Consider the following 22,050-nt stretch of genomic DNA (forward strand, 5'->3'; position numbering starts at 1 on the left):
CTGGTAGTTAGGGTTGTGTGCGTGGCCCAGGAGAGCTTTGAGACGCAGTCCCCCAGCAGCTCGGCAGCGGCGGCGGGGACCTCGGACGTGTCTGTGCTGACGCTGCCCCGCCCGCAGGAGATCCGCAGCGAGCTGGAGCAGCTTGTCGTGCGGGATCTGCTCGGGCCGATCGGGGATCAGAATGAGGAGCTGAGCGACAGCCCAGTCGATCAGTATGTGATCGGCCGGCTCGCGCCCAACGGTTCGACCGTGGAACCCGACCAGCTCGATGCGTTGGCTGATGCCGAGCCTCAAGCACTCGAAGAGGGAGATCGGGAGCCGGACGCCCCAAATGTCCCCAGTCTTCAGCCCTCGGCCATCGGCTTCACGATCTGCCTGGACGGAGACGCCACCGAACTGACCGTCGCGGCCTCCTGGGCCCGCTATGAGCGCGTGCCTGCGCCCGAGCACGAGCGGGCCGCCTCGGTGTGGCGCCGGACTCCGGTACTTGGCACTGCCGCGATCAAGATCAGTGAAGGTGAGATTCTGCCGCAGTCGCTCAACTCGGAGCAGCCGCAGATCATGGTTCGCGGCCGGACTCGGCGTTTCCAGGGCGACTGGCTGATCTCGCTTTTCCTGGTGAACGCACAGTTGGATATGCCGGGGCCGAAGAACTGGATCTTCCAGGCTGAACTGGAGGTCCATGGGACTGAGGGTGAGGCACCCTTCAAGCCGCGACAGTCACAGGTCTCGGGAGGTGGTGATCCCTCCGATCAAGGAGAGCAGCGGGCGCTGGCCATGGCCTACCGATTCCATCCCGAGTTCGCGGTCGGGCACGGCACCGGCGTACATGCTGTGCGTGCCCGGCATGATCGCCTCCGCGCCTCCGCGATCCGGACTGTCGCGGCACCCGCGTACGAGGTCCCCTTCACGGACGTCCCGAGTTACACCCACCCCGCGGACTCCGATCTGCCGGAACTCGCTGGTCTTGTACTCGACATGAAGGAGTTGGCGGAGCTCACGCCGGATCAGCTCCGCAGCGCTCTGATGCCCTTGGTCGACGGGTACCGAGCCTGGATCGGTCGGTGCGAAGCCCGGATCGATGATCCGGAGCAGCGTCTCGAAGGATTCGCAGCAGACGCTCGGGACAATCTTCGACGGGCCACACGGGCTGCGAGCCGGATCGAAGATGGCATCAACCTTCTGACGACAGGGCCAGCACTGGAGGCGTTTCGCTTCGCTAACAGGGCGATGCGCGATCAGCGTGTCCACAGCATGGCTGCTGCGATCCGTCGGCGGAACGACAATATTGATCTGGAATCCGCTGTCTCCGCCGTGGACCTCCCCAAGAACCGCAGCTGGCGTCCCTTCCAGTTGGCGTTCGTGCTTCTTAACCTCCCCGCCCTGGCGGACCCGGGGCACCCCGAACGCGCGGAGGAAGCAACCAGTGCGATCGCCGACCTCCTGTGGTTCCCGACCGGTGGTGGAAAGACCGAGGCGTATCTGGGCCTGACCGCCTTCACCTTGGCAATCCGTCGTCTGCGGCCGGACCTTGGCGGGATCGATGCCCGCAACGGGGTCGCAGTGCTCATGCGCTACACCCTCCGTCTACTGACGATCCAACAGTTCCAGCGTGCAGCCGCACTCATCTGCGCCTGCGAGGTCCTGCGTCGTCAGGACACCGGTGTCTGGGGGGAGCAGCCCTTCCGGCTCGGCCTGTGGGTCGGTAGCGGCGTGACGCCGAACCGGACGGATCAGGCCGACGACTGGCTGACCAGTCTCCGTCGTTCCCAGGGGCGTCCGGCGCGGGCGCAGGGATCTCCGCATCAGCTCACCAGTTGTCCCTGGTGCGGCAGTCAGATTGTGCCCGGCCGCGACGTCAGCGTGGATCTGACCACCCGTCGAACCGTTATCACCTGCCCGGAACTGTTCAACTGCCCATTCGGGGCGATGTCCGACAGCAGTTCGGGGGGCCAAGGACTCCCCGTCCTCGTCGTGGACGAGGAGATCTACCGACTTCTGCCGAGCGTCATCATCGCCACGGTCGACAAGTTCGCACAGCTCCCCTGGAAGGGGGAGACACAGGCCCTCTTCGGCCAGGTGACACAGCGTTGCAGTCGGCATGGGTACGTCACCAAGGACCTTGCCTCCGCAGAGTGGGAGAAGCCCAGCCACGATGCGAAGGGTGTGCACCCTTCTGCTTCGACCACCCCGGCCTTGCGCGTGCGGCCACCTGACCTGATCATCCAGGATGAGCTGCACCTGATCTCCGGGCCACTGGGATCCCTGGTAGGCCTCTACGAGTCGGCTGTCGACAAACTCTCTACGTGGGAGATCGTGCCAGGCAAGTCAGTGCGCCCCAAGGTGATTGCTTCAACGGCAACGGTCCGCCGAGCGGATCGCCAGATCCATTCGCTGTTCAACCGTAGGACCGAGGTCTTCCCGCCACCCGGGCTAGAGGCGAGTGACAACTTCTTCGCTCGCCAGCGTGACACCCAGGATCAGGAAGCCACGGAGACCCGCCCTGCCATCACCGGCGTCCCCGGGCGCAGGTACGTGGGGATCTGCGCGCAGGGTGTGCGCACGAAATCGACACTGATCCGTATCTATGTCGCTGTACTGGGAGCCGCCCAGCTCATTCACGAGAAGTACGGCCAGAACGAGATCACCGACCCCTACATGACGCTGGTGGGGTACTTCAACAGTCTGCGAGACCTCGGCGGCATGCGCCGGCTGGTCGAGGACGATGTCACCACCCGACTCGGCCGTGCAGATCAGCGCGGGCTGGCCAAGCGCTACGACCCTCTACTGCGCGAGCTCACCTCGCGCATGTCATCGGACGACATCCCCGAGGTCCTGGAACAGTTGGACCTCACGTTCCGGCCGCGAAGCCCGAAGAAGAGCGGCGGAACCACCTCGCGCCGGCCAATCGATGTGCTCCTTGCCACCAACATGATCGCCGTGGGCGTGGACGTGTCCCGTCTCGGTGTCATGGTTGTCACCAACCAGCCCAAGTCAACGGCCGAGTACATCCAGGCGACAAGCCGAGTAGGCCGTGCCTCTCCGGGCCTGGTCTTCACCGTGCTCAACTGGGTTCGCCCCCGAGATCTCTCCCACTACGAGACATTCGAGTCGTTCCACGCCACGATCTACCGTCACGTTGAGGCCCTGTCTGTCACTCCCTTCGCTGACCGCGCGGTGGACCGTGGGCTTTCAGGTGTCCTCGTCGCACTGGTCCGCAACCTGGAGCAGCAGTACAACGGCAACACGGGCGCACAGCAGTTCGACACTCGCGGCAAGCTGTCCGACCACGTATCGGGCTACCTCAGCCGACGAGCGCGTGATGTCGCTGCCGCCCGGCCTGTCGGTGACGAGGTTCGACGCCAGCTCGACAGCCGCCTCGACCACTGGGACCGTATGCGCAAACAGCCCGCGACCGTCCTGGGCTACCGCAAGCCGTACCGGATCCAAGACGACATGATCGGCTTGCTTCATGAACCGGACGGTGGCCCCTGGCGTGCGATGAGCTGTCCGACTTCGCTGCGCGAGGTGGAACCGGGAATCCGGCTCATCCTCCATACCGGTCCGAGTGGTGAAGAGGCAGATGAACCTGCCTTCCAGCCTCGAGTGGACGACCCGGAGACCTCACATCCGCAACAGCTCGGCGGAGCCATTGCCGACGAGGAGAACTGAGCCGTGACCACCGCCTCTGCCCAGCCGCTGCGTGTCGGCGAACTCCGCCCGAGCCAACTTCTGCACACCTACGGGATCGGATCAGTCGCCGATCTGCCCAACCTGTCCGTCATGGTGATGGGCCTCGACCACTGGAATCTGGAGAACACCAAGATCCTTACGGAGGATCGCCTGCTTGCAGCTACTAAGCGTCGGCTCGGACAGCAGGTTCAGACCCTACGGACTCCGCCTTACGCACCGGAAACCACGGACGTCTACGGTGCATGGGCTCGGGTGGGCGTACCTGTCACGCTCTTCCCACGGTGGCTCCGCTGTTCCGACGGACGGTGCAACCGTCTCGCCCCAGCGAACTCCGGACTCTTCGAACTGCTCCCGCACACGTACTCGCCCGAGAAGATCCGCTACGTGCACTCGTGTCGAGGAAGCGGGGGGAATCGTCCGTCCGCAGTCCCCGCTCGCTTCCTCATCGCCTGTGCCGAGGGCCACCTTGACGACTTCCCATGGTCTTACTTCGTCCACCGAGGCGTAGAGCCGATCGGTGAGCACACACTCAAGCTCCAGGAGCGGGGTACCACCGGCGAAGCTGCGAACATCTTCGTCACGTGCTCATGCGACAGCAGCCGCACCATGGCTGAGGCGATCGGAATGCGCGGCGAATCCGAACTCCCCGGATGTCGCGGGCGCCATCCCCACCTGGGCACGTTCCAGGGCTGTGGGCAGACCGTGCGCACTCTGGCCCTAGGCGCTACGAATAGTTGGTTCGCGGCACAGCTCAGCGTCTTCAGCCTGCCCAAGGCGGAGGAGCCGCTTGAACAGGCCATCCGGGATAACTGGAAGATGCTCAGCCTCCTCGCCCATGTTCCTGCGGAAGCTGCACTCATGCTGCTTCCCACTCAGGTGTGCTGGCCGCAACTCGAGCCCTTTGGCGTCGGTGAGGTCTGGAAAGCCATTCGCAGCGAGGCCGACCGGCAGGCGTCGCATCAGCACGGTGACGCCGAGGATGTCGACGAGCTGGATCTCGCGACACCGGAGTGGGAAGCGTTCACACAGCGAACCCGCAGTCAACTGCCCGATTTCACAACGAAACCGGAGCCCGTCCCTCTCGCCGCGAGCGGCTGGTTGAAACAGGTGGTTCTCGTCCAGCGGCTTCGGGAAGTCGCAGCGCTCACCGGGTTCACGCGCATCGACGCGCCGGAGTGGCGTCCCCAGGACGACGATGATGCCGACCGGCTGGCTCCTCTCTCTGTTGAACCGCCGACCTGGGTGCCATGCGCCGAACTAAGGGGAGAGGGAGTGTTCTTGCGCTTCGATGAGAAGCGCATCGCAGTCTGGGAGCAACTGCCCGAAGTAAGGAGGCGAGAGAGCGAACTGCGCGGCGCCTATGCGCAATGGTGCGCCAACCGTTCTGTCGACCCGCAATGGCCGGGCGCCCGTTACGTGCTGCTGCACTCCTTCTCGCACATGCTTATCCGAGAATTCGCCCTGGAGTGTGGCTACGGGGCCTCCGGGATAGGGGAGCGGATCTACGCACGGTCCGGGGACAAACCCATGGCAGGCGTGCTGCTGTACACCGCCGCCCCCGACAGTGAAGGAACGCTCGGTGGATTGGTGACGCTCGGGCAACAGGGGAGGCTTGGCCCGCTTCTCTCGCAAGCACTGGATGCAGCCCGGTTGTGCAGTTCAGACCCGTTGTGCGCGGAACACGACCCCACAGTGCACAGTCGACTCCACGGAGCGGCCTGCCACGCTTGCCTCTTCGCAGCCGAGACTTCGTGTGAAAAGGGCAACCACTTCCTGGACCGGGCCATGCTCGTGGAGACCTTGGCGGGTGGCACGTTCGGATTCTTCGCTTCGTGAGTTCCGATCACGTCGTCGCTGACGCTGACGCGGATCCTCTGGCGGCTCAGCTCGCCGAGCTGGGCCGCTTCCTCCCGCCCGTCCATCGAAGGGCGTGGGCACGTGTGCTGAAGTCGCTCGAAGGGCCGGGCCCGACGACGGTAGCCAGACTGCTCGCAGCGCACCCAGGTGTCGGCCTCGCCGCTCGGGCCGACGCACTTGTCAGCCTGTGGAGGCAGAACGCCCCAGAGCTGTCCGGGTCCGCGCTGGCGTTTGCACTCGAGACTGCGGCAAGTCAGTTCGATTACCTGCGTGCGGAGCAACACCTGGACCTCGTGGTGAGTGGCCCCACCTCCCGGGCCGTACCAGTACGGTCGACGAGCAGTGTGGCTGTCGAAGTCATCCGCCATGCTCGGGCCAATCTCCTTGTGGTGAGCTTTGCCGCGTACGGTGTGAAGGAGATCGTCCAGGAGCTCAAGCTGGCGGCTGGGCGCGGCGTTCGTCTCGATCTCGTGCTGGAGACATCGACTTCTGCTGTGAATGCCTTCGAGGGCCTTGGCCCTTCGGCACGCCTTTGGCACTGGCCAGATGAAGGTCGTAGCCGTACCGGAGGTGGCAGGGCAGCACTGCACGCAAAAATCATCGCCGCTGACCGCGAGGTCATACTGCTGGGTAGCGCCAATCTCACCGACCGTGCGTTCGCCGACAACCTGGAGATCGGGTTAGTCCTTCACAACCGGGCGCTTGTTGGCCGGGTCGTTGATCATTTCACCGCGCTGATGGACCCCGCTCGCGGCCCGCTGAAGCCGCTCGGATGTGAGTGAGTCGGTTCACTTCGACGGACGCAGCAGACGTGAGGGGCCGCGCCAGAAGCGGGAACTTGGGGCTGGCAGTGCTGCGGTCGCTGACGCTGTTGTGATGGCGTGACCTGCTCCGAACCGGCCCGGCGCGGAGCCCGGGAGCTCGAACACCTTTCGGCCGGGCTTCCGAGAGCTCGTTTGCAGTGGCCGGGCTACCAAAGCATCAGTGGGCTCTCTACGGTTGCATCAGCGAGGTCTTGAAGGTCGTGCCCAAGGGGGTTTTGTGGAAGCTGAGTTGGCAGCGCTGGCGGCGTCCGGAGCGACGACGCTGGTCGGGCTCATGGTGTCGGAGACCTGGGCACAGGCGAGGGATCGAGTCGCTCGATTCTTTGCACGTGGCGGCGACGGGAGCTCAACTGGGGAAGAACTCCAGCTGTCCCAGCAGGAGCTGATGGTGGCTCATGCCGAGCAGGACGAACTCGCCGGGTCGGATATCGAGGCTGTATGGAGGACGCGGCTGCGTCGTGTCCTCCTGGCTGATCCCGAGGCGGCGGAAGAACTCCGGCTGCTGCTCGCAGAGTTGGACCCGAATGCACAGAACGACCCCTCTGTTTCTGTGCACAACAGCATCAGCGGGGGCGTGCAGAACGGCCCGGTCTTCCAGGGGCAGCACTTCTCCGGTCTGACCTTCGGCGCCTCTGGGGCGGTTCCGCCCGAGCAGGGTGCCGGAGCGGTGTGATGAGCGAGAGTTTCAGGGATCGTCAGGGACATCCGTACGTCAGGAACGACCTGTCCGGGAACGTCGACGGACCGGTCGTCCAGGCCCAGGAGATCCATGGCGGCATCACATTCAACGTCCGAACGGTGGTGGCCGACGGTCCGGTCCTCCGCCCTGATCAGGTGCCGCCGCTGACCGTGTGGTGCGTCAACCACGTGGAAGAACTCTCGCTTCTCGACTCGGACTTGCGCGCTGTCCTGCGTGGATCCTCCGGCATCGGGTTCGTCGTGATCTCCGGTATCCCCGGCGTCGGCAAGACGACTCTGGCCTGCCGATGGGCCGACACGGTCCGTGACCGATTCCCGGACGGGCAGATTTTCATCGACTACGCGGCACTGCGCCGCCGGGCGGGTGGTGATGTGTCGGCGGCCCTGGTGATGTGCCTGAGAGCCCTCGGGGTGCATGACACGTTCCTGCCGGAGTCCCTTGAGGAGTTGACCGCGCACTACCGCTCCCGGACCGCGGACCGCCGTATTCTCGTCGTTCTCGACGATGCGAATCGGCCCGGCCAAGTGCTGCCCCTGGTGCCGAAGGGGCCGGGCAGCGCACTGCTGGTCACCAGTAACGGCAAGCTGGGTGAGCTGGTGGCTCTGGACGGGGCACGCCCGCTGCCCCTCGAACCGTTGAGCATGGCCGATGGCCTGCGGTTGCTGGCGCAGCGGTGTGGTGAGGAGGCCGTCGAGGCGGAGCGGGGCGCTGCCGAACGGCTCGTCGAGTTCTGCGCCGGCCTGCCGAAGGCACTGCAACTCGTGGCCGCCCGCCTCCTGACCAGCAAGCGGCTCACGATGAGTCGGCTGGCCGAAGAACTCGCCGACGAAACCCGCCGCCTGCGAGGGCTGTCTCTGCGAGGGGAACATTCGGTGTCCGCCGTACTCGATCTCACCTACCGTGCGCTGCCGCCCGACGCGGCTCGGCTGTACCGGGTCCTCGGCTGGCTCCCGGGGCGTACGTTCGACGCCGGTACGGCTGCCGTCGCCGCATGCCTGGACGTGGCGACGGTGGAAGCGTTGCTGGATGTCCTGGAAGAGTCCAGCCTCGTCGATGTGACGGAGGACGATCGCTTTCGCTTCCATGACCTCGTACGCCTGCACGCACGCGAGCGTGCGGCCGAGGCAGCTGAGGAGGAGCCGGAGGGCGGCCAGCAGGCTGTGGTGGAACGGGTGGCCACCCACTACCTGGCTCTCACCGCGTTCGCCGACCGGGCTGTCAGGGAGGACCGGCTGAGGATCGGGAATCTGACCGGCCTCCTGCGCGATGCATCGGACCCTTTCGCGGCGGAGGGCGGCCCGGATCCGCTGGCCTGGCTGGAGGCCGAGCGCGCCGGCATCCTGGCCGTACTGCGGGAGGCGTCCGGGCTCGGTCTCCACAAACACGCATGGCAGCTGGCGGAGGGCTTCACGGTCCTGTTCCTGCACCGCAGGTACCTGGGGGACTGGAAGGAGTCCCTGGAGCTGGGAGCGGACGCGGCGGCCGCGGCCATGGTGCCGGCCGCGGAGGCCCGGTTGCGCAGCCTGCTGTCGCGGCCCCTCATGGACCTCGGGGAGTACGACCGGGCGCGTACAGAGTTGGAGAAGGCGGTCGCCTGCGCGGAGGTGTCGGCGCACGCCGCGCTGAAGGCTTCCGTGCAGGAGTTCTTCGGACGCTACTGGGACCGCTTCGACCCCTCCCGCGCCATGGAAGCGTACCGGCGGTCCGTCGAGCTCAATATCGAGGCCGGGGAATGGCGAGGGGTGGCCATCGCCACGTACTTCCTGGGCTGCGCGCAGGATGCCGCAGGCCGCCACGACCAGGCCCTGGACACGTTGCGCCGGGCCCGTCAGGACCTGCTGGCCCGCGACGACAAGCGGATGGCGGCCCGCGCGCTGGCTGCCATCGGCGCCGTCCACGACCACAAGGGGGACTCGGACGCGGCGATGTGCGTACTGAGTGAGGCGGCTGACGCGTTGCGCGCGGGAAAGGCCAGTCACTACGAGGCCCAGGCATTGGTCCTGCTCGCCGACATCACGGAGCGTACTGGCGGCGCTGAGGAGACCGTACGCGAGCATGTCATTCGGGCCCACGAGATCTACGAGACAGGCGGCAGCCCGGAGGCGGAGAAACTGCGGGAACGCCTCGACCGTCTAGGCGGGGCCATGTGAGGAGCGCATTTCAGCGCTGCGGATCGACGGTGTCCGGCAGGGAGTTCCTCAGACGGAGCCCGATGTCCTCCTCCCGGACACCGCCGATCCGCAGGGTCACGAAGACGTTGTCCAAGGGCAGGCCCTCGCGCAGGCATGTGTAGACCACGGCGGCGGGCAGTCCGGGGTCGACGGCGAGGCCGGTGATTGTCGCCTCAACCATCCGTCCGTCGTCCAGCCCCACCAGGAAGCAGCCCCTTCCCAGCGCCGTAGCGGCAAGTCGGCAGCCGGGGAAGCGGCTCAGCGTGTTCCGGATCCAACGGAGGGCGCTGACCGTGGTTGGTGCGGGGCTACGACACAACAGCACCGAAGCGCTCTCGGTCAACTGGTGGTCCTGCTCCTCCTCGTCGCACGCGAGATGGAGATACGCGTCGGTCCCCTCACCGCGAGCGTCGGCAACAGCCGCGGGACTGCGGCGGACGGCGACTGCCCACTGCCCGCCCTCGCCGAGTGTGGCAGTGCTTTCCACCGTCCACGAGGTGACGATGGCGGTCGGTGTGGCCGGAGGAGGCAGCGTACGCGCGCGTGGTGGGGCCGAGCCGGGTTCGGCCAGCTCCAGCAGGCGGTACACGGCGGTACGCAGCCGGGCAGATGCCTGGCCTGTCTGAACGAAGGCGGCCTGCGAGATCCCCGCATAGCGATCGGGGACGTGGCCCGCGATTGCCGAGTCGACCTGCCCGCGCAGGTCACCGCGCAGATCGAGGCGGGGCGCGGCCTGGCCGAGCCTGACGATCGCCGTCCCTTGCACCGCGTCGTCGCCGAACGCGGCGAGGAGTACCGGCTTGCCCAGCGCCGCCCCGTACAGCGTCACGGAGCCGTGGTCCCCTATGACGGCGTCGGCTGCGACCAGCGCCGACCGCCAGGCGTGGACCGTCGGCATCAGCAACAGCCCTGCCTCCAGCGCGCCGGCCAGTACGGAACGGATCTGCCAAGAGCCGTGCGCCGACCACACGTTGGGGTGGACGATCGCGGCGACCCGGTACTCGTCGCACGGCAACTCGGCGAGCATCCGCGCGGGCAGCTCTGGATCCCGGCCGAGGAGCGACGTCGGACCCCAGGTGGAGCTGAGGACGACAAGGCGCTGACCGTCGGCAGCACCCAGCGAGCGTTTGAAGGAAGCGGCATCCGGGAGACTCGCGGACAATTCGTCGAAGCAGGGGTCTCCTATAAGCAGCGTGCGGCCGTCCGCCTTCGGATGCGCAGCGAGCAGCTGCTTCTCCTGGTCCGGGTGCGAGACGGCGATCCAGGCCCGTCCGGTGTCGAGAAGGGAGTCCGGAACAGCACCAGACAGGCGGGTCCCTGAGGCGCGGGAATCCGGTACGAGTTTCTGGAAGCCTATGCCGTGCGGCAGGACGAGTACGGGGCAGTCGCCCTCGGGCACGTCGACGTTCTCGCTGGCGGTGATGATGAGGTCGGGTGTGATGGTGCTCAACTGCGACCAGGGCATGATCCGGCAGCCGGCATCGCCGAGAAGGTCGAGGACTCCATCGTTGAAGGCGGAGGTGGGGTCGTAGGCGAAGACGACGGCGACCCTGCTGTCGTTACGCAGAAGGGCCGGGAGCGATTCCAGCACTCGTACCGTCGAAGTGACGGTACGGGCCGCCACGATCAGTGTCTTCTCGCTGTGGAAAGTTCTCCACCGCTGGGGGTCGTGTCCCACGGGGACACGGAGGGGCGGGCCGACGCTAGCGTTCACGGCCACCCCGAACGATTACGGGTGGCCCGCCGCCGGTCAGCGACGAATAAGACGCATAAGCACCCTCGCGGCTCGCGGCTCGCGGCTCGCGGCTCGCGGCTCGCGGCTCGCGGCTCGCGGCTCGCGGCTCGCGGCTCGCGGCTCGCGGCTCGCGGCTCGCGGCTCGCGGCTCGCGGCTCGCGGCTCGCGGCTCGCGGCTCGCGGCTCGCGGCTATGGTTCCCATACCGTTTTGCAAGCCGCTTCGCAACCTCTCGCCTGTCGTCCCCGTCTCTTGTAACCGCCCATACCGTAAGACATCAAGCCGCACTTGAGCATCGCCGGGAGGAGCGGAACGCCGGGGGCGAAAGGCCGAATCGCAGCTTGCAAGCGGTTCACGCCCCACTACGCTCCTGATCATGGCGAACGGCATGCGTATCGGCTTGATCTCCTTCGGCACAGCAGAGTTCGCCGCTCTGCACGAAACGTGTGCCGCAGCGGGCCATGACCCGGTCGTCTACGCGTTCTCCCGTTCGATGCGCCCACGCAAGCCCACGGACGAGGGTGCGGCACGCGTTGCAGGCGAGATCACCACAGCTCTGCCGACGGGCGTCGACTTGCTGCTGCCGGGCAGTTCCGAAGGACTGGGTGCCTCGTTACACGGATACGGTCTTGACCTCCTCGTCTGCTATGGATTCTCGTGGCGGCTGCCACGATCCGTGCTGCAGATCCCGCGCTACGGCGTGCTCAACATTCACTCCTCGCTGCTGCCCAAATACCGCGGCCCGGCCCCAGTACTCTGGGCGATCCGCAATGGCGACGCGGACCTGGGCGTGACAGTTCACCGTATGGATGAGGCCTTCGACACCGGCCCGGTGCTGGCCCAGCAAGGCGGCGTTCCGCTGCCGGACGATGTGACTCCCCGGAGCCTGTGGGCTGATCTGTCCCCAGTGCTGCGCGAACAACTGAGAATTGGCCTGGACCGGGTGCGAGACCCGTCGGCAGGCGAACCTCAGTCTGTCGACGGCGTCAGTTATGCGGGGCTGCTGGAACCGGAGTTCTTCGGAGTCGACACCACAATGACCGCGCGTCAGGTTCACAACCAGGTGCGGACATTCCATTTCATGGGCCCGAGCCTCGGTCCGACGGCAATGGTCAATGGCCGTCGCTTGAAGGTCCTGCGGACCAGCCTCACCCCGGCCGGCGGAATCCGTCTGGACTGCGCCGACGCGCCCGTCTGGATCACGGCTTCGGCGCCCGTAGCAGCTGACGACTAGCTTCCGTCGCCACCACTCAAGCACAGTGCCACCTGCCCTGCCAGCGCCATGGCCCTGGGGTCGTCGAACGAACCGAGCAGGTGCAGCGCCTCCTCTCGGGCGGCACGCGCCGATTCGTGGTCGCCCAAAGACGTCAGCGCGTCGGCCAGATGCGCCTGGGCACGGGCGAACTGCCAGGGAGAGTCCAGTTGGCGGTAGGTATCCGCAGCGCGGCGGTGCAGCTCTGCTGCTTCTTCGAAGCGTGCCAGCGACTGGAACGCTTCGCCCGCTCCGTCCAGTGCGGTGGCTTCCCGGGATGCGTCACCGAGCTTCTGTTGAATGGCGGCCGACTTCTGGAAGAGGCGGAGGGATTCTTCAGGATTCCCGCGGGCTCGCTCGACTCGTGCCGACTCGGCCAACCAATGCCCCTGCCACACCTGGTTGTTCTCGTCATCAGCGATCGACAGGGCGGCACGGATCGAGCGGGCAGCTGCTTCGGCCTCGCCTGATGTGCGCTGTGCCCAGCTCAGCAGGCATAGAGCATTGCCCTCGCATGCGCGGTCACCGAGTTCGCGGAAGTCGGCCAGCACCTGCTCGATGAGGGTCCAGGCCTCTTCACCCCGGCCGAGGTCGCACAGCGTCTCCGCGAGGTTGCTCCGCACCAATGCTGTCCATCGGCGGTCGCCGAGCTCACGGAAGATCTCGGCGCCGTCTGTGAGGTGCGCCCTGGCCTCATCGAGTCGTCGCCGACGCAGTCCGAGCAGGCCGAGAGCATTGGCCGACACCGCCATGCCACGGCGGTCGCCGATACGTCGGCGAAGGGCGAGCGAGGCGCGGTGATGCTCCTCCGCCTCATCAAGCCGCAATGCCTGGAAGGCAGCCTTGCCCAAAGATTCGAGCGCCTCCGCCTCACCATGCTGCTCTCCGGCGCGCGCTGCGGCCTCGACGCCGATCCGGGCAGTCGCCTCCCAGTCGTCGAAGGCGTTCTGATGCATGTAGACGGCCCGCAGCACCACGGCCAGTCGCCACGCGATCTCCGGGAATCCGGCATCGGCGGCGGCACGAGTGGCGGTGACGAGGTTGGTGCTCTCCGCGCGGTACCAGTCGAACGCTGACTGGTAGTTCTCGAAGCGGAGGGCCGTGGCGGGTGCGGGGATCCGGTCGTCCAGGTCGTAGCGGTCGAATGGCGCCATGGTGCACTGTGCCGCGTACGCGGTGTGGAGGTACCAGCCGAGACAGCGCCTGAGGATCTCTGTCCGCTCCGTCTCGCTCTCTTCCCGCCGGACCTGCTCCGCCGCATAGGCCCGCAGCAGGTCATGGAACTCGTAGCGACCGGCGGGGCGCCGCTCCAGCAGATGGGCTCGCACCAATGTGTCCAACAGGCCCCGTACATGGGCCGGATCGCTCCCGGCGAGGCTCGCGGCGGCGGTCAGGCCGAACTCGTTGCCAGGGTGCAGGCCGAGCCGTCGGAACAGCCTGGCCGCGGGGTCGGACAGCGCTTGGTAAGACCACTCGAAAACGCTGCGCATTGCGTCGGACCCCTCCTCGGCTTCGGCTGTCAGAACACTCCAGCGGGCCGATTCGTCGCGCAGGTCGTCGATCAGCTCGCCGAGCGGCATGGATGGCCAGCCCGCCGCGCGTTCGGCGGCGATACATAGCGCCAAAGGCAGTCCCGCGCACAGTCGGGCCAGCGTCGCCAAGTCTCCCCGATGGTCGCTGGTCCGGTAATCGGCGGTGGCGGCACGCAGCAGTTCTACGGCGTCCGTCGTTTGGAACGTTGTGATGTCCAGGCGCAGTGCGCCCTCCTGGCGGACCAGGCCGGACAGGTCATCCCGGCTGGTCACCACGACGAGGCATCCGGAGGTGGCGGGCAACAGCGGGCGGACCTGTGAGCTGTCTGCGGCATTGTCGAGTACGAGCAGCATGCGGCGCTCGGCGAGCAGCGACCGGAACATCGTTTCCCGGCGCTCCGGTTCGGCCGGTACATGCGTGGCGGAGACGCCGAGGTCCTCCAGGAAGCGGCCCAGTATTTCCTGGGGTGTAGCAGGAGAGCCTGCGGTATAGCCCCGCAGATTGGCGTAGAGCTCACCGCCTGGGAAATGCGACCGGATGCTGTGTGCCCAGCGCAGTGCCAGTGAGGTCTTGCCGACTCCGGCAGTCCCGGTGATGGCTGCTACGCGCACCGCGTGCGGGTCGTCATGACGGTCCGCCACAAGACTGCTGAGGCGGGCCCGTTCCTCGGACCTGTTGACGAAGTGACGTACGGAGCTGCGTAACTGATGCGGCACGATGACAGGCGCGGGCAGCGGCACCTGGTGATGAAAATGCACCCCGCCACTGACCTCGCCGGCCTGCACGACAGTGTGCGCCGAAGCCGAGCCGTCGAACCGGTTGACGTGTCCCGGGATGTCTTCTCTCATCTCGGTGCTTGGCGCTGTGGGGGCGGTAGGGGTGCCACATGCCCATTGAACCAGTGCGCCAATGGCTCACCGGCGTTGTACACGCTCACGATGAGCTCCCGGCAACGCAGGACGAGCTGGCGGTCGACGAACTTCCGCGCAGCTACCAGGATGCCCTGTTCATCGTAGAGCGCCTGGTACATCACCTGGTTTCCGAGAGTGGAGATCTCAGGCAGCGGGCCGTCTTGCTCGTATCGGGCCACCCGGTCCGCGTCGGTGACATGGATGGGGCCCCCGCACTGGTCCCGGATACGCAGCGCGTGGAGTTCCCACTGCATGTAGTCGCTGAGCGGTTCTTCGACGACGCGAGCCCGCCGGGCCACGAAGCCGTTCTGCTCGACCTTGCGGTGGTACTCCGCCATGTCCGCGCGGCCCGCTTCCAGCAGGCGCAGGGACTCGTCCCAGTCGCCACGCCAGAATGCCTCCCAGCTGTCGTAGCCGGGTTCCTTGAATGTCTGCTGCCGCTCAATTTTCCAGAATCCGAGGTCGCCGCAGTGCCAGAAGTACTTCTCGAAGTCGGTGTAGTAGTCCTTGAGAGCCATACGCTCTCCCACCGCACCGTGCAGCGGACTACGCATCCGGAATGTCCGCCTTGGCAGCGAGGATCGTCGCCCGGGGGATGATGACCAGCCGCTCTCCGGGATCGACCCGTACGTCGTCAGGAAGCCGCCCCTCGTAGGAAGCGGTTAGATCCGCACCGATGACCGCGACATCTCCGTTGTCCAGCTCCCACATGTCAGGGCAGCCGGTGTTCCCGGAAGTCTGTCCCAGCTCAAGAGACGACTTGCCTAACCGCCGCGCGAAGGACGCTTCGGGATCGGCTTCCCACTTCTTCGCCATGTCTCCTCCAGGTGTCAGCATCTGATGAAGTCCCAGCTCTGAGCGTGACGACATTATCACCTAGAGTGTTTGTTCGACTTCGGGATTCCTGCTCCTCTGCGGCGGCAGGCCTCGCAGTGGCCTACCCGCCGACGCGGTCGAGCAGTCACCCAGGATGCAGTCAGCGGTGATCAGGGCCTGTCGCCGCCCGGCGAGCGGAGTGATGGCGGGGAGATCAGCACGCCGGGCATGCACGTACCTGCCCCGGGCCATGGCCGTACCAGACGTTCGGATGCAGAACCGCGACAGCTTGGTACTCGTCGGCTGACAATTCGGCAGCCGGTCGGGACGGCAGCTAGTGCAGCAGATCATTCGGCTTCGGTTCCCAGGAACCGTCGAAGAGGGAACGTGGCGCCCAGGTTGAGCTGAAGACGATCAGCGGGCGGCTGGGGCCCACGCCCAGAGAACGGCGGAAGCGATCACGATGGGGAGGGGTATGGAGGATGCGGTTGTGGCACGGGTCGTCGGCGAGGACCGCAGTCGGCACCGCCTCGGGACAACACTCGGTCCCACGGCGCGGCGTAATCGGTCAAATCGCCCGGTATTGAGTCTAGTTCGCCGCCGTAGCTCGCGGCGACGGCCAGGTCGAACACTGTGCCCTTGGCCTGCTTCCAGGGCAGGGCGGCAGTCCCGTCTCTGCCAGCAACTCCGGTACTCCCGCCGGGAAAGGAGACGAGCCCGTGCAGGTGGCGAACATCTGCACCCGAAGGTCGCCGCGGAACAGAGTAAGCACGTCTAGCAGCCGGCTTGCCGAGGTCGTGTTGTGCGCAATGAACAGGGCGCGTTGGCGGCCCGCGCTCGTGACCCGTCGATCCGCGTCATCCCTCACGGGAACCCGCTGACCCCGGCCGCCCGAGCAACCGCCCGGATCCCGCCAGGCCCCAGAATCCGGGCCTCCGTGCCCACCAGCGGCTGACGTAGCTGGTCGTCCAGACGCGGGAACAACAACCCCGGACTTCACACCGAGTGAACCACGGATCTCATCAGGGACGCGCCTACCACGTCAAGGAGCCTCGGAAAAGCGCCGGGCCAACATGTGTGCGGACCTGTGCTGGCAGCTCATGCCAGCAACTCCGAGAATCGCGAGTGCATCCGCTGGGTAACATGCAGATCAAGGACCCTTCTCCCGAAAGGCAAACCTCCGGGCGCTCCAGCACGGTGGGACTGGGATGGCATCAGGGAGGTCATTGTGGCTGCTGCGTGCAACCGGCCGCGGGCAACGCTGCTCGTAACGGATCTCGATAATACACTTTGGGATTGGTTCGAGGCCTGGCATGCGGCCTTTTCTGCCATGCTGCATCGACTTTGCGAACTGAGTAATGTTCCCCAGGAGCAATTGGAGCGGGAAATTCAGGTAGTCCACCGCAGGCGTGGAACCAGCGAGTACACCTACTTGCTAAATGAGCTTCCATCGCTGCTGGATATTAACCCCAATTCTAGGCCATCAGACGTCTATGACGAGGCAATTCACGCATTTAGCCGTGAACGCCTACGGCATACCAAACTGTATGCGGGCGTGGAAACAACACTTCGCGAATTGGCGGGTCGAAATGTGCCCGTCGTCGCGTACACGGAATCTGTCGCCTACTGGGCAGAGTGGCGAATCAAGCGAACCGGCCTTGATGGTCTCATTCAGATACTTTATTCTTCACCTGATCACGATTTTCCGGCAGGAGTCGGTCCGGGGTCACTGCGGACTCAGCCAGCCAGTTGGTACGGACTTCGGAAGACGATTCACAAGCACGTCCCACCAGGTGCATTGAAACCGGATACGGGGGTGCTCACTTCGATCCTGGCGGACTTCTCAGTAGACCCTGCAGAGGCAGTCTACGTCGGTGACAGCCTAATGAAGGACGTGGCCATGGCCCAGGAAGTTGGCGTTCAGGACGTATATGCACGATACGGGGTCTCACGGCACCGTGATGGGTACGAACTGCTGAGGCGAGTGTCTCATTGGACAGATGCCGACATTCGACGCGAGAAAGAACTGGGTGCCCGACGCCCAGTATCCCCGACTTACGTACTCACAGATGATTTCTCGCAACTTCTCGCCATCTTTGACTTCATGGAGCGTTAAATGGAAGACTCTCACATTCCTCACTACCTAGAGATGTGGAAACAAGCTATCGCGGTCCAGCAGCACTTCAACGATATTAGCTGGCGAATCCGCGGACTTGCTCTGACCGCCCTGACAGCAGCCCTCGGGGCCGCCGCAGTGGCGGCCCGTGAGAAGTCTACGATCGAGCCGTTTGGCTGGCACATCCAGCTCTCGACTACGCTATTGCTCCTCGGGCTGGTTCTTTGGTTCTCCTTTTACTTTGTTGACCAGATTTGGTATCACCGCCTCCTTGTCGGAGCCGTGAAGCACGGGGAAGTTTTGGAGGCTGCGCTTCGGGAAAAACTGCCGGATGCTGGACTCACTCAGTCAATCAGTTTAAACAGCCCTTACACTATTAACCTCAGAGCTGGTTCATGGCGCCATCCAGTCAAGATCCATTCATCTGTCAAAATGCTTATTTTCTATCTCGTTGGAGGTATTACTCTACTTGTCCTCGCTGTCGGCCTCCAGATAGGGGCGTGAGTGCGGGCACTGGCGCTACCTGTGGACAGACTCCCACTAGTAGGCGCACTCAGGCGAGGTCCGTGCTTGCTCTGAGCTCGTGACTAAACAATGGGCACGAATCTCGACTGCCTGCTGGTCGCGGTGTCCGGCGCAGAACGGACCCGGCTTGCCAACGGGCCTGATGCCGCAATCCCCCTGGCTCGTACCCACGGTTGCCCTGTAGACAGTGTTGAGAACCACCGCCTGACCGGAATGCTGCGCACTGGCTCCCGGGACTTCGGGACCGTAGGCGGCCCGCTGGTCCATGGAGGGCAGAAGCTGTCCTCCATGGTGTGATGACGGCTTTGAACTGTCCCGGCATCGAGTGCCATCACGGGATTCCAGCGGCGGGCCGTCCCCTTGCATGTATTCCGCGAGGTGTCGGAAGCGCAACTACGCCGATGTACGCGTGGAGATCGGCATGGGCCCGATCATGCGCGGATCCGGTGCTTGAGCGAAGAGACGGCGGGATGAGCCAACGCGGTACACCCTCAGGATCGGTTTTTCCGATGCACCCACCTCAAGCGCATCGCGGAGGAGTTTGGTCAGGAGGACGGATTCTTCGATCACCGTCGAGAAGCCGTAGCTGGCCCGCATGGTCATCAAGGTGGCGTATGACCTCGTCGAGCGATACACGCAGGTGCGGGAAGACTCCAAGGTGTTCAATCACGGGGCCAAGGAGCTTGACGTGTGGCTGGACACTCTCGAACAGTCGCGCATCCGGCGCTACCCGTGAATCTCTGTGTCAGCCGCTGGCCTGGACCGTGGGAAAACCAAGGGCATAGCGCGGGAATCGATCTTTTCGCAGAGGTGTATAGCGCCTGATCAGCGAGTTCCGTCGGTGCCCCACAGGTGAACGGCCCTCATCGGGATCTCGATGAGGGCCGTTTCTCGTTGTCCTCATGCGTCTTGTCCTCGCGCGTCTTGTCCTCGCCGCCGCGAAGATGTGAGGTCTCTCTCATCGAGGTGCGTCCCGCGGAGGTGCCCGACTTATCCACAGGGTCTGACCTGATCCGGTCTGTGGTTGTACGGTCGTCGCCAGTTGATGTTGGCGGTGGCGGGCGGAGCGGGGGAGGCGGTCGCGATGACCGAGGTCGGTACGGGGTCGGCGGGGGCCACGGTGGCGCGGAGCCGGGTGCGGGCGCTTCCCAAGGTGCGCGGGTTCGCCCAGTGGCAGTCGGAGGGCTCTCCCAAGGAGGAGGGGAAGGCGCTGCGGCGGCAGGTTCCGCGCAGTGCGCACGCCTCCTTCGACACCGGCGCGGACGGCGGCCGTCCGGACGCCGAGGCGGCGGTCAGGGAGTCCAACCGTGGTCGTATTCCTGGGCTGACCCCGATAAGGGTGGGCAGGATGGCGGCCACCCCGTTCGCCTTTCTGCGTGGTTCGGCGGGGTTGATGGCGTACGACCTGGCCCGTACGCCGATGACCAGGATCCGCGCGCAGATCTGCGGTGACGCCCATGCGGGCAACTTCGGTCTGTACGGTGACGCGCGCGGCGGCCTGGTCATGGATCTGAACGACTTCGACGAAACCGTCCAGGGTCCCTGGGAGTGGGACCTCAAGCGGCTCGCCGCCTCGCTGGTGCTCGCGGGCCGGGAGGCGGGCGCGGACGAGGGCACCTGCCGGCAGGCGGCGCACGGCGCTGTCGGCGCGTACCGCCGGACGATGCGGCTGCTCGCGAAGCTGTCGGTGCTGGACGCGTGGAACGCGATCGCGGACGAGGAGCTGGTCTCCCACACGGACGCCCATGACCTGGTCGGCACTCTTGAGCGGGTCTCCGAGAAGGCGCGGGGCAACACCAGCGGGCGTTTCGCGGCCAGGTCGACGGAGGTCACCGAGGACGGCGGGCGGCGCTTCGTGGATGCCCCGCCGGTGTTGCGGGGAGTGCCGGACGCGGAGGCCGCGGCGGTGGCGGCGTCGCTGGAGGAGTACGTGAGCACGCTGTCGGAGGACCGTCTTCCGCTGCTGGCCCGCCACTCGGTGCACGATGTGGCGTTCCGCATCGTCGGTACGGGCAGTGTGGGCGCGCGGTCGTACGTCGTCCTGCTCCTGGACCACAAGGGCGAGTGTCTCGTCCTGCAGGTGAAGGAGGCCCGTCCCTCGGCGCTGGTCCCGCATCTGGCCACCGCCGGCTTCGACCCGGTGGAGGCGGCGGGTGCGGTGCACGAGGGTCGCCGGGTGGTGCTCGGGCAGAAGCGCATGCAGGTCGTCAGCGACGTCCTCCTCGGCTGGACGACGGTGGACGGACTGCCTTTCCAGGTACGGCAGTTCCGCAACCGCAAGGGCAGCGTCGACCCGGCGGCCCTGTCCGCCGACCAGATCGACGACTACGGCCGGATGACGGGCGCCCTCCTCGCGCGTGCCCACGCCCACAGCGCCGACCCCCGTCTGATCGCCGGGTACTGCGGCAAGAGCGACGAGCTGGACGAGGCGATGGCGACGTTCGCGACGGCCTACGCCGACCGTACGGAGGCGGACCACGCGGTGCTGGTGGCGGCGGTGCGGGCGGGGAGGATCGACGCGGAGATGGGCGTGTGACGGTGGTGGCCGGGGGCGAAGGGTACGGGGCGGTGACGGCTGCGGGGGCCGTTTCGGGCTTGGTCCGGTGACCTTGGGTGGGCGGACGAGCCGTGGCCTACGCTTGGGCGGGTGACGACCCCGGAAGCTGAGCAGTCCTCGTCCGCGCCCGACGCCGAAGGGCCGCGGGAGCGTCCTGACGCGCGGGCGCCGTCCGGCGCGTCCGACACGGCCGAGGGCGCGGCTGAGGGGCCGCGGCCCGAGGAGCGGTTGGAGCGGGCCGTGCGGGTCGCCGAGCAGGCGCTCATCGAGTACGAGATCGCGGTCGAGACCTTCCGTATCGAGGTCGAGAACTTCTCCCGGCTGCACCATCAGAAGCTCGGTCCGATGTACGCCCGCCTCGATGAGCTGGACGCGGAGATCGCCGAGGCGAAGGCCGCCCGCAGTGGCGATCCGGAGGATGTGCGAGCCGCGCAGGAGGCGCGGGCGCGGGTCATGCCGATGCCGGGTGTCGAGGAGCTGTTCCACGGCTGGATGGACTCGGAGGGGCTGTTTCCGGAGGCGGCGGCGATGCTCACCGAGCAGCCGGTACGGCCTCCGCAGCGGGTCCGCCCGAGCGACGAGGCCCGCAAGCTGTACCGCGAGCTGGTCCGTAAGGCCCACCCGGACCTGGCGCAGGACGAGGGGGAGCGGGCGCGGCGCGACGAGTTCATCGCCCGGGTCAACAGTGCCTACGGGCGGGGTGACGAGGTGCTGTTGCGGGAGCTGGCCGAGGAGTGGGCGGCCGGTCCGGTGCCCGCCGAGTGGCGGCCGAGTCACAGCGAGGAGCTGTACGCCCGCCTGGAGTGGCTTTCCCAGCGTAAGGAGCTGCTCACGCTGGTCGCCAGTGAGCTGGAGGAGGGGGCGATCGGCGCGATGCTGAAGCTCGCTCCGGACGACCCGGACCGTCTCCTGGAGGAGATCGCCGAGCAGTTGCTGGCTCAGGTCTCGCAGCGTGAGGCGGAACTCGCGGCGCTGCTCGGGCGGTGACCTGGGTATCGTCGGGGGCATGAGTTTCGGATCTGGTGTGCCCACGGTCGAGGTCGCGGACCTCAAGGACGGCGACTTCCTGCTGGACGTCCGTGAGGACGAGGAGTGGCAGGCGGGGCACGCCGAGGGGGCGTTGCACGTCCCGATGAGCGAGTTCGTCGCCCGCTACGGCGAGTTGACCGAGGCGGCGCCGCGGGACGGTCGGGTCAACGTGATCTGCCGCTCCGGTGGCCGGTCGGCCCAGGTGACGAACTATCTGGTGCAGCAGGGCATCGACGCGGTGAACGTCGACGGCGGTATGCAGGTGTGGGAGGCGGCGGGTCGCCCGGTCGTCACCGACGAGGGTGCGCCGGGCTTCGTCGCCTGAATCCGGG

The 22,050-nt window shown here is 66.2% G+C and carries 17 protein-coding genes; 12 read left to right on the forward strand and 5 right to left on the reverse strand.

Annotation, left to right across the window (positions count from 1 at the left end; translation table 11 throughout):
* Window positions 1-21: 21 nt before the first annotated feature.
* The 5 genes from drmA to QA861_RS22745 all read left to right on the forward strand — a co-directional run bounded on the left by drmA (window position 22) and on the right by QA861_RS22745 (window position 9,224).
* Window positions 22-3,672 carry a DISARM system helicase DrmA gene (drmA, locus tag QA861_RS22725; RefSeq protein ID WP_334590129.1) on the forward strand — a complete coding sequence of 1,217 codons (3,651 nt, stop codon included), beginning with the start codon at window positions 22-24 and terminating at the stop codon, window positions 3,670-3,672.
* A 3-nt stretch (window positions 3,673-3,675) separates the two neighbouring features.
* On the forward strand, window positions 3,676-5,529 hold the full coding sequence (drmB, locus tag QA861_RS22730; RefSeq protein ID WP_334590130.1) for a DrmB family protein: 1,854 nt from the start codon (window positions 3,676-3,678) through the stop codon (window positions 5,527-5,529).
* Entirely contained in the window at window positions 5,526-6,332 is an 807-nt protein-coding gene (drmC, locus tag QA861_RS22735; protein WP_334590131.1) for a DISARM system phospholipase D-like protein DrmC, read from the forward strand. Before drmB ends, drmC begins: the two co-directional genes overlap by 4 nt.
* A gap of 271 nt (window positions 6,333-6,603) precedes the next feature.
* Entirely contained in the window at window positions 6,604-7,047 is a 444-nt protein-coding gene (locus QA861_RS22740; protein WP_334590132.1) for a hypothetical protein, read from the forward strand.
* Window positions 7,047-9,224 carry an NB-ARC domain-containing protein gene (locus tag QA861_RS22745; RefSeq protein ID WP_334590133.1) on the forward strand — a complete coding sequence of 726 codons (2,178 nt, stop codon included), beginning with the start codon at window positions 7,047-7,049 and terminating at the stop codon, window positions 9,222-9,224. Before QA861_RS22740 ends, QA861_RS22745 begins: the two co-directional genes overlap by 1 nt.
* A gap of 10 nt (window positions 9,225-9,234) precedes the next feature.
* Here the strand turns inward: QA861_RS22745 and QA861_RS22750 are convergent, their stop codons facing one another.
* On the reverse strand, window positions 9,235-10,869 hold the full coding sequence (locus QA861_RS22750) for a hypothetical protein (RefSeq protein ID WP_334590134.1): 1,635 nt from the start codon (window positions 10,867-10,869) through the stop codon (window positions 9,235-9,237).
* Between the two features lie 486 nt (window positions 10,870-11,355).
* On the opposite strand from QA861_RS22750, the gene QA861_RS22755 reads away from it, so the two are divergent.
* Complete coding sequence (locus QA861_RS22755) at window positions 11,356-12,213, forward strand: methionyl-tRNA formyltransferase (protein WP_334590135.1); 858 nt, start codon at window positions 11,356-11,358, stop codon at window positions 12,211-12,213.
* Here the strand turns inward: QA861_RS22755 and QA861_RS22760 are convergent.
* From QA861_RS22760 to QA861_RS22770, 3 genes are read right to left on the reverse strand one after another with little or no spacing between them, the layout of a single operon-like run.
* Window positions 12,210-14,612: an ATP-binding protein gene (locus tag QA861_RS22760; protein WP_334590136.1), complete on the reverse strand. Its 2,403-nt coding sequence runs from the start codon at window positions 14,610-14,612 to the stop codon at window positions 12,210-12,212. The genes QA861_RS22755 and QA861_RS22760 overlap by 4 nt on opposite strands.
* Window positions 14,609-15,193 carry a DUF6879 family protein gene (locus tag QA861_RS22765; protein WP_334590137.1) on the reverse strand — a complete coding sequence of 195 codons (585 nt, stop codon included), beginning with the start codon at window positions 15,191-15,193 and terminating at the stop codon, window positions 14,609-14,611. The genes QA861_RS22760 and QA861_RS22765 overlap by 4 nt, the downstream gene beginning before the upstream one ends.
* A gap of 28 nt (window positions 15,194-15,221) precedes the next feature.
* The gene (locus QA861_RS22770) at window positions 15,222-15,491 is read right to left on the reverse strand and encodes a hypothetical protein (RefSeq protein ID WP_307627757.1); all 270 of its coding nucleotides are present in this window, start codon (window positions 15,489-15,491) and stop codon (window positions 15,222-15,224) included.
* 1,228 nt (window positions 15,492-16,719) lie between these two features.
* Here QA861_RS22770 and QA861_RS22775 point away from each other — a divergent pair.
* Both QA861_RS22775 and QA861_RS22780 read left to right on the forward strand, forming a co-directional pair.
* Window positions 16,720-17,607 carry an HAD hydrolase-like protein gene (locus QA861_RS22775; RefSeq protein WP_334590138.1) on the forward strand — a complete coding sequence of 296 codons (888 nt, stop codon included), beginning with the start codon at window positions 16,720-16,722 and terminating at the stop codon, window positions 17,605-17,607.
* Window positions 17,608-18,111, forward strand: a complete 504-nt coding sequence (locus QA861_RS22780) for a hypothetical protein (protein ID WP_334590139.1) — start codon at window positions 17,608-17,610, stop codon at window positions 18,109-18,111.
* Window positions 18,112-18,525: 414 nt separating this feature from the next.
* On the opposite strand, the gene QA861_RS22785 is transcribed toward QA861_RS22780, so the two are convergent.
* Window positions 18,526-18,729, reverse strand: coding sequence for a hypothetical protein (locus QA861_RS22785; RefSeq protein WP_334590140.1), 204 nt, complete (start codon window positions 18,727-18,729; stop codon window positions 18,526-18,528).
* Between QA861_RS22785 and QA861_RS22790 the strand changes: the two genes are divergently transcribed.
* The 4 genes from QA861_RS22790 (at window position 18,728) to QA861_RS22805 (ending at window position 22,043) form a co-directional block, all read left to right on the forward strand.
* On the forward strand, window positions 18,728-18,868 hold the full coding sequence (locus QA861_RS22790) for a hypothetical protein (protein WP_334590141.1): 141 nt from the start codon (window positions 18,728-18,730) through the stop codon (window positions 18,866-18,868). The genes QA861_RS22785 and QA861_RS22790 overlap by 2 nt on opposite strands.
* Before the next feature lie 348 nt (window positions 18,869-19,216).
* The gene (locus tag QA861_RS22795) at window positions 19,217-20,668 is read left to right on the forward strand and encodes a DUF2252 domain-containing protein (RefSeq protein ID WP_334590142.1); all 1,452 of its coding nucleotides are present in this window, start codon (window positions 19,217-19,219) and stop codon (window positions 20,666-20,668) included.
* Window positions 20,669-20,779: 111 nt separating this feature from the next.
* Window positions 20,780-21,676, forward strand: a complete 897-nt coding sequence (locus QA861_RS22800; protein WP_334590143.1) for a J domain-containing protein — start codon at window positions 20,780-20,782, stop codon at window positions 21,674-21,676.
* Between the two features lie 37 nt (window positions 21,677-21,713).
* A complete protein-coding gene (locus tag QA861_RS22805; protein ID WP_334590662.1) occupies window positions 21,714-22,043 on the forward strand; it encodes a rhodanese-like domain-containing protein in 330 nt (109 codons plus the stop codon).
* The last annotated feature ends 7 nt before the right edge of the window (window positions 22,044-22,050 follow it).

Origin of the sequence: Streptomyces sp. B21-083 (assembly GCF_036898825.1) — a bacterium.
In the GTDB taxonomy this organism is placed as follows: domain Bacteria; phylum Actinomycetota; class Actinomycetes; order Streptomycetales; family Streptomycetaceae; genus Streptomyces.

Excerpts from the sequence above, each read along its gene's own strand:
- QA861_RS22770 (WP_307627757.1), bottom strand. The coding sequence starts at position 15,491 with ATGGCGAAGAAGTGGGAAGCCGATCCCGAAGCGTCCTTCGCGCGGCGG.
- QA861_RS22785 (WP_334590140.1), bottom strand. The coding sequence starts at position 18,729 with ATGCGGGCCAGCTACGGCTTCTCGACGGTGATCGAAGAATCCGTCCTC.
- QA861_RS22760 (WP_334590136.1), bottom strand. The coding sequence starts at position 14,612 with ATGAGAGAAGACATCCCGGGACACGTCAACCGGTTCGACGGCTCGGCT.
- QA861_RS22780 (WP_334590139.1), top strand. The coding sequence starts at position 17,608 with ATGGAAGACTCTCACATTCCTCACTACCTAGAGATGTGGAAACAAGCT.
- QA861_RS22790 (WP_334590141.1), top strand. The coding sequence starts at position 18,728 with ATGGTCATCAAGGTGGCGTATGACCTCGTCGAGCGATACACGCAGGTG.
- QA861_RS22765 (WP_334590137.1), bottom strand. The coding sequence starts at position 15,193 with ATGGCTCTCAAGGACTACTACACCGACTTCGAGAAGTACTTCTGGCAC.
- QA861_RS22745 (WP_334590133.1), top strand. The coding sequence starts at position 7,047 with ATGAGCGAGAGTTTCAGGGATCGTCAGGGACATCCGTACGTCAGGAAC.
- QA861_RS22795 (WP_334590142.1), top strand. The coding sequence starts at position 19,217 with ATGACCGAGGTCGGTACGGGGTCGGCGGGGGCCACGGTGGCGCGGAGC.
- QA861_RS22755 (WP_334590135.1), top strand. The coding sequence starts at position 11,356 with ATGGCGAACGGCATGCGTATCGGCTTGATCTCCTTCGGCACAGCAGAG.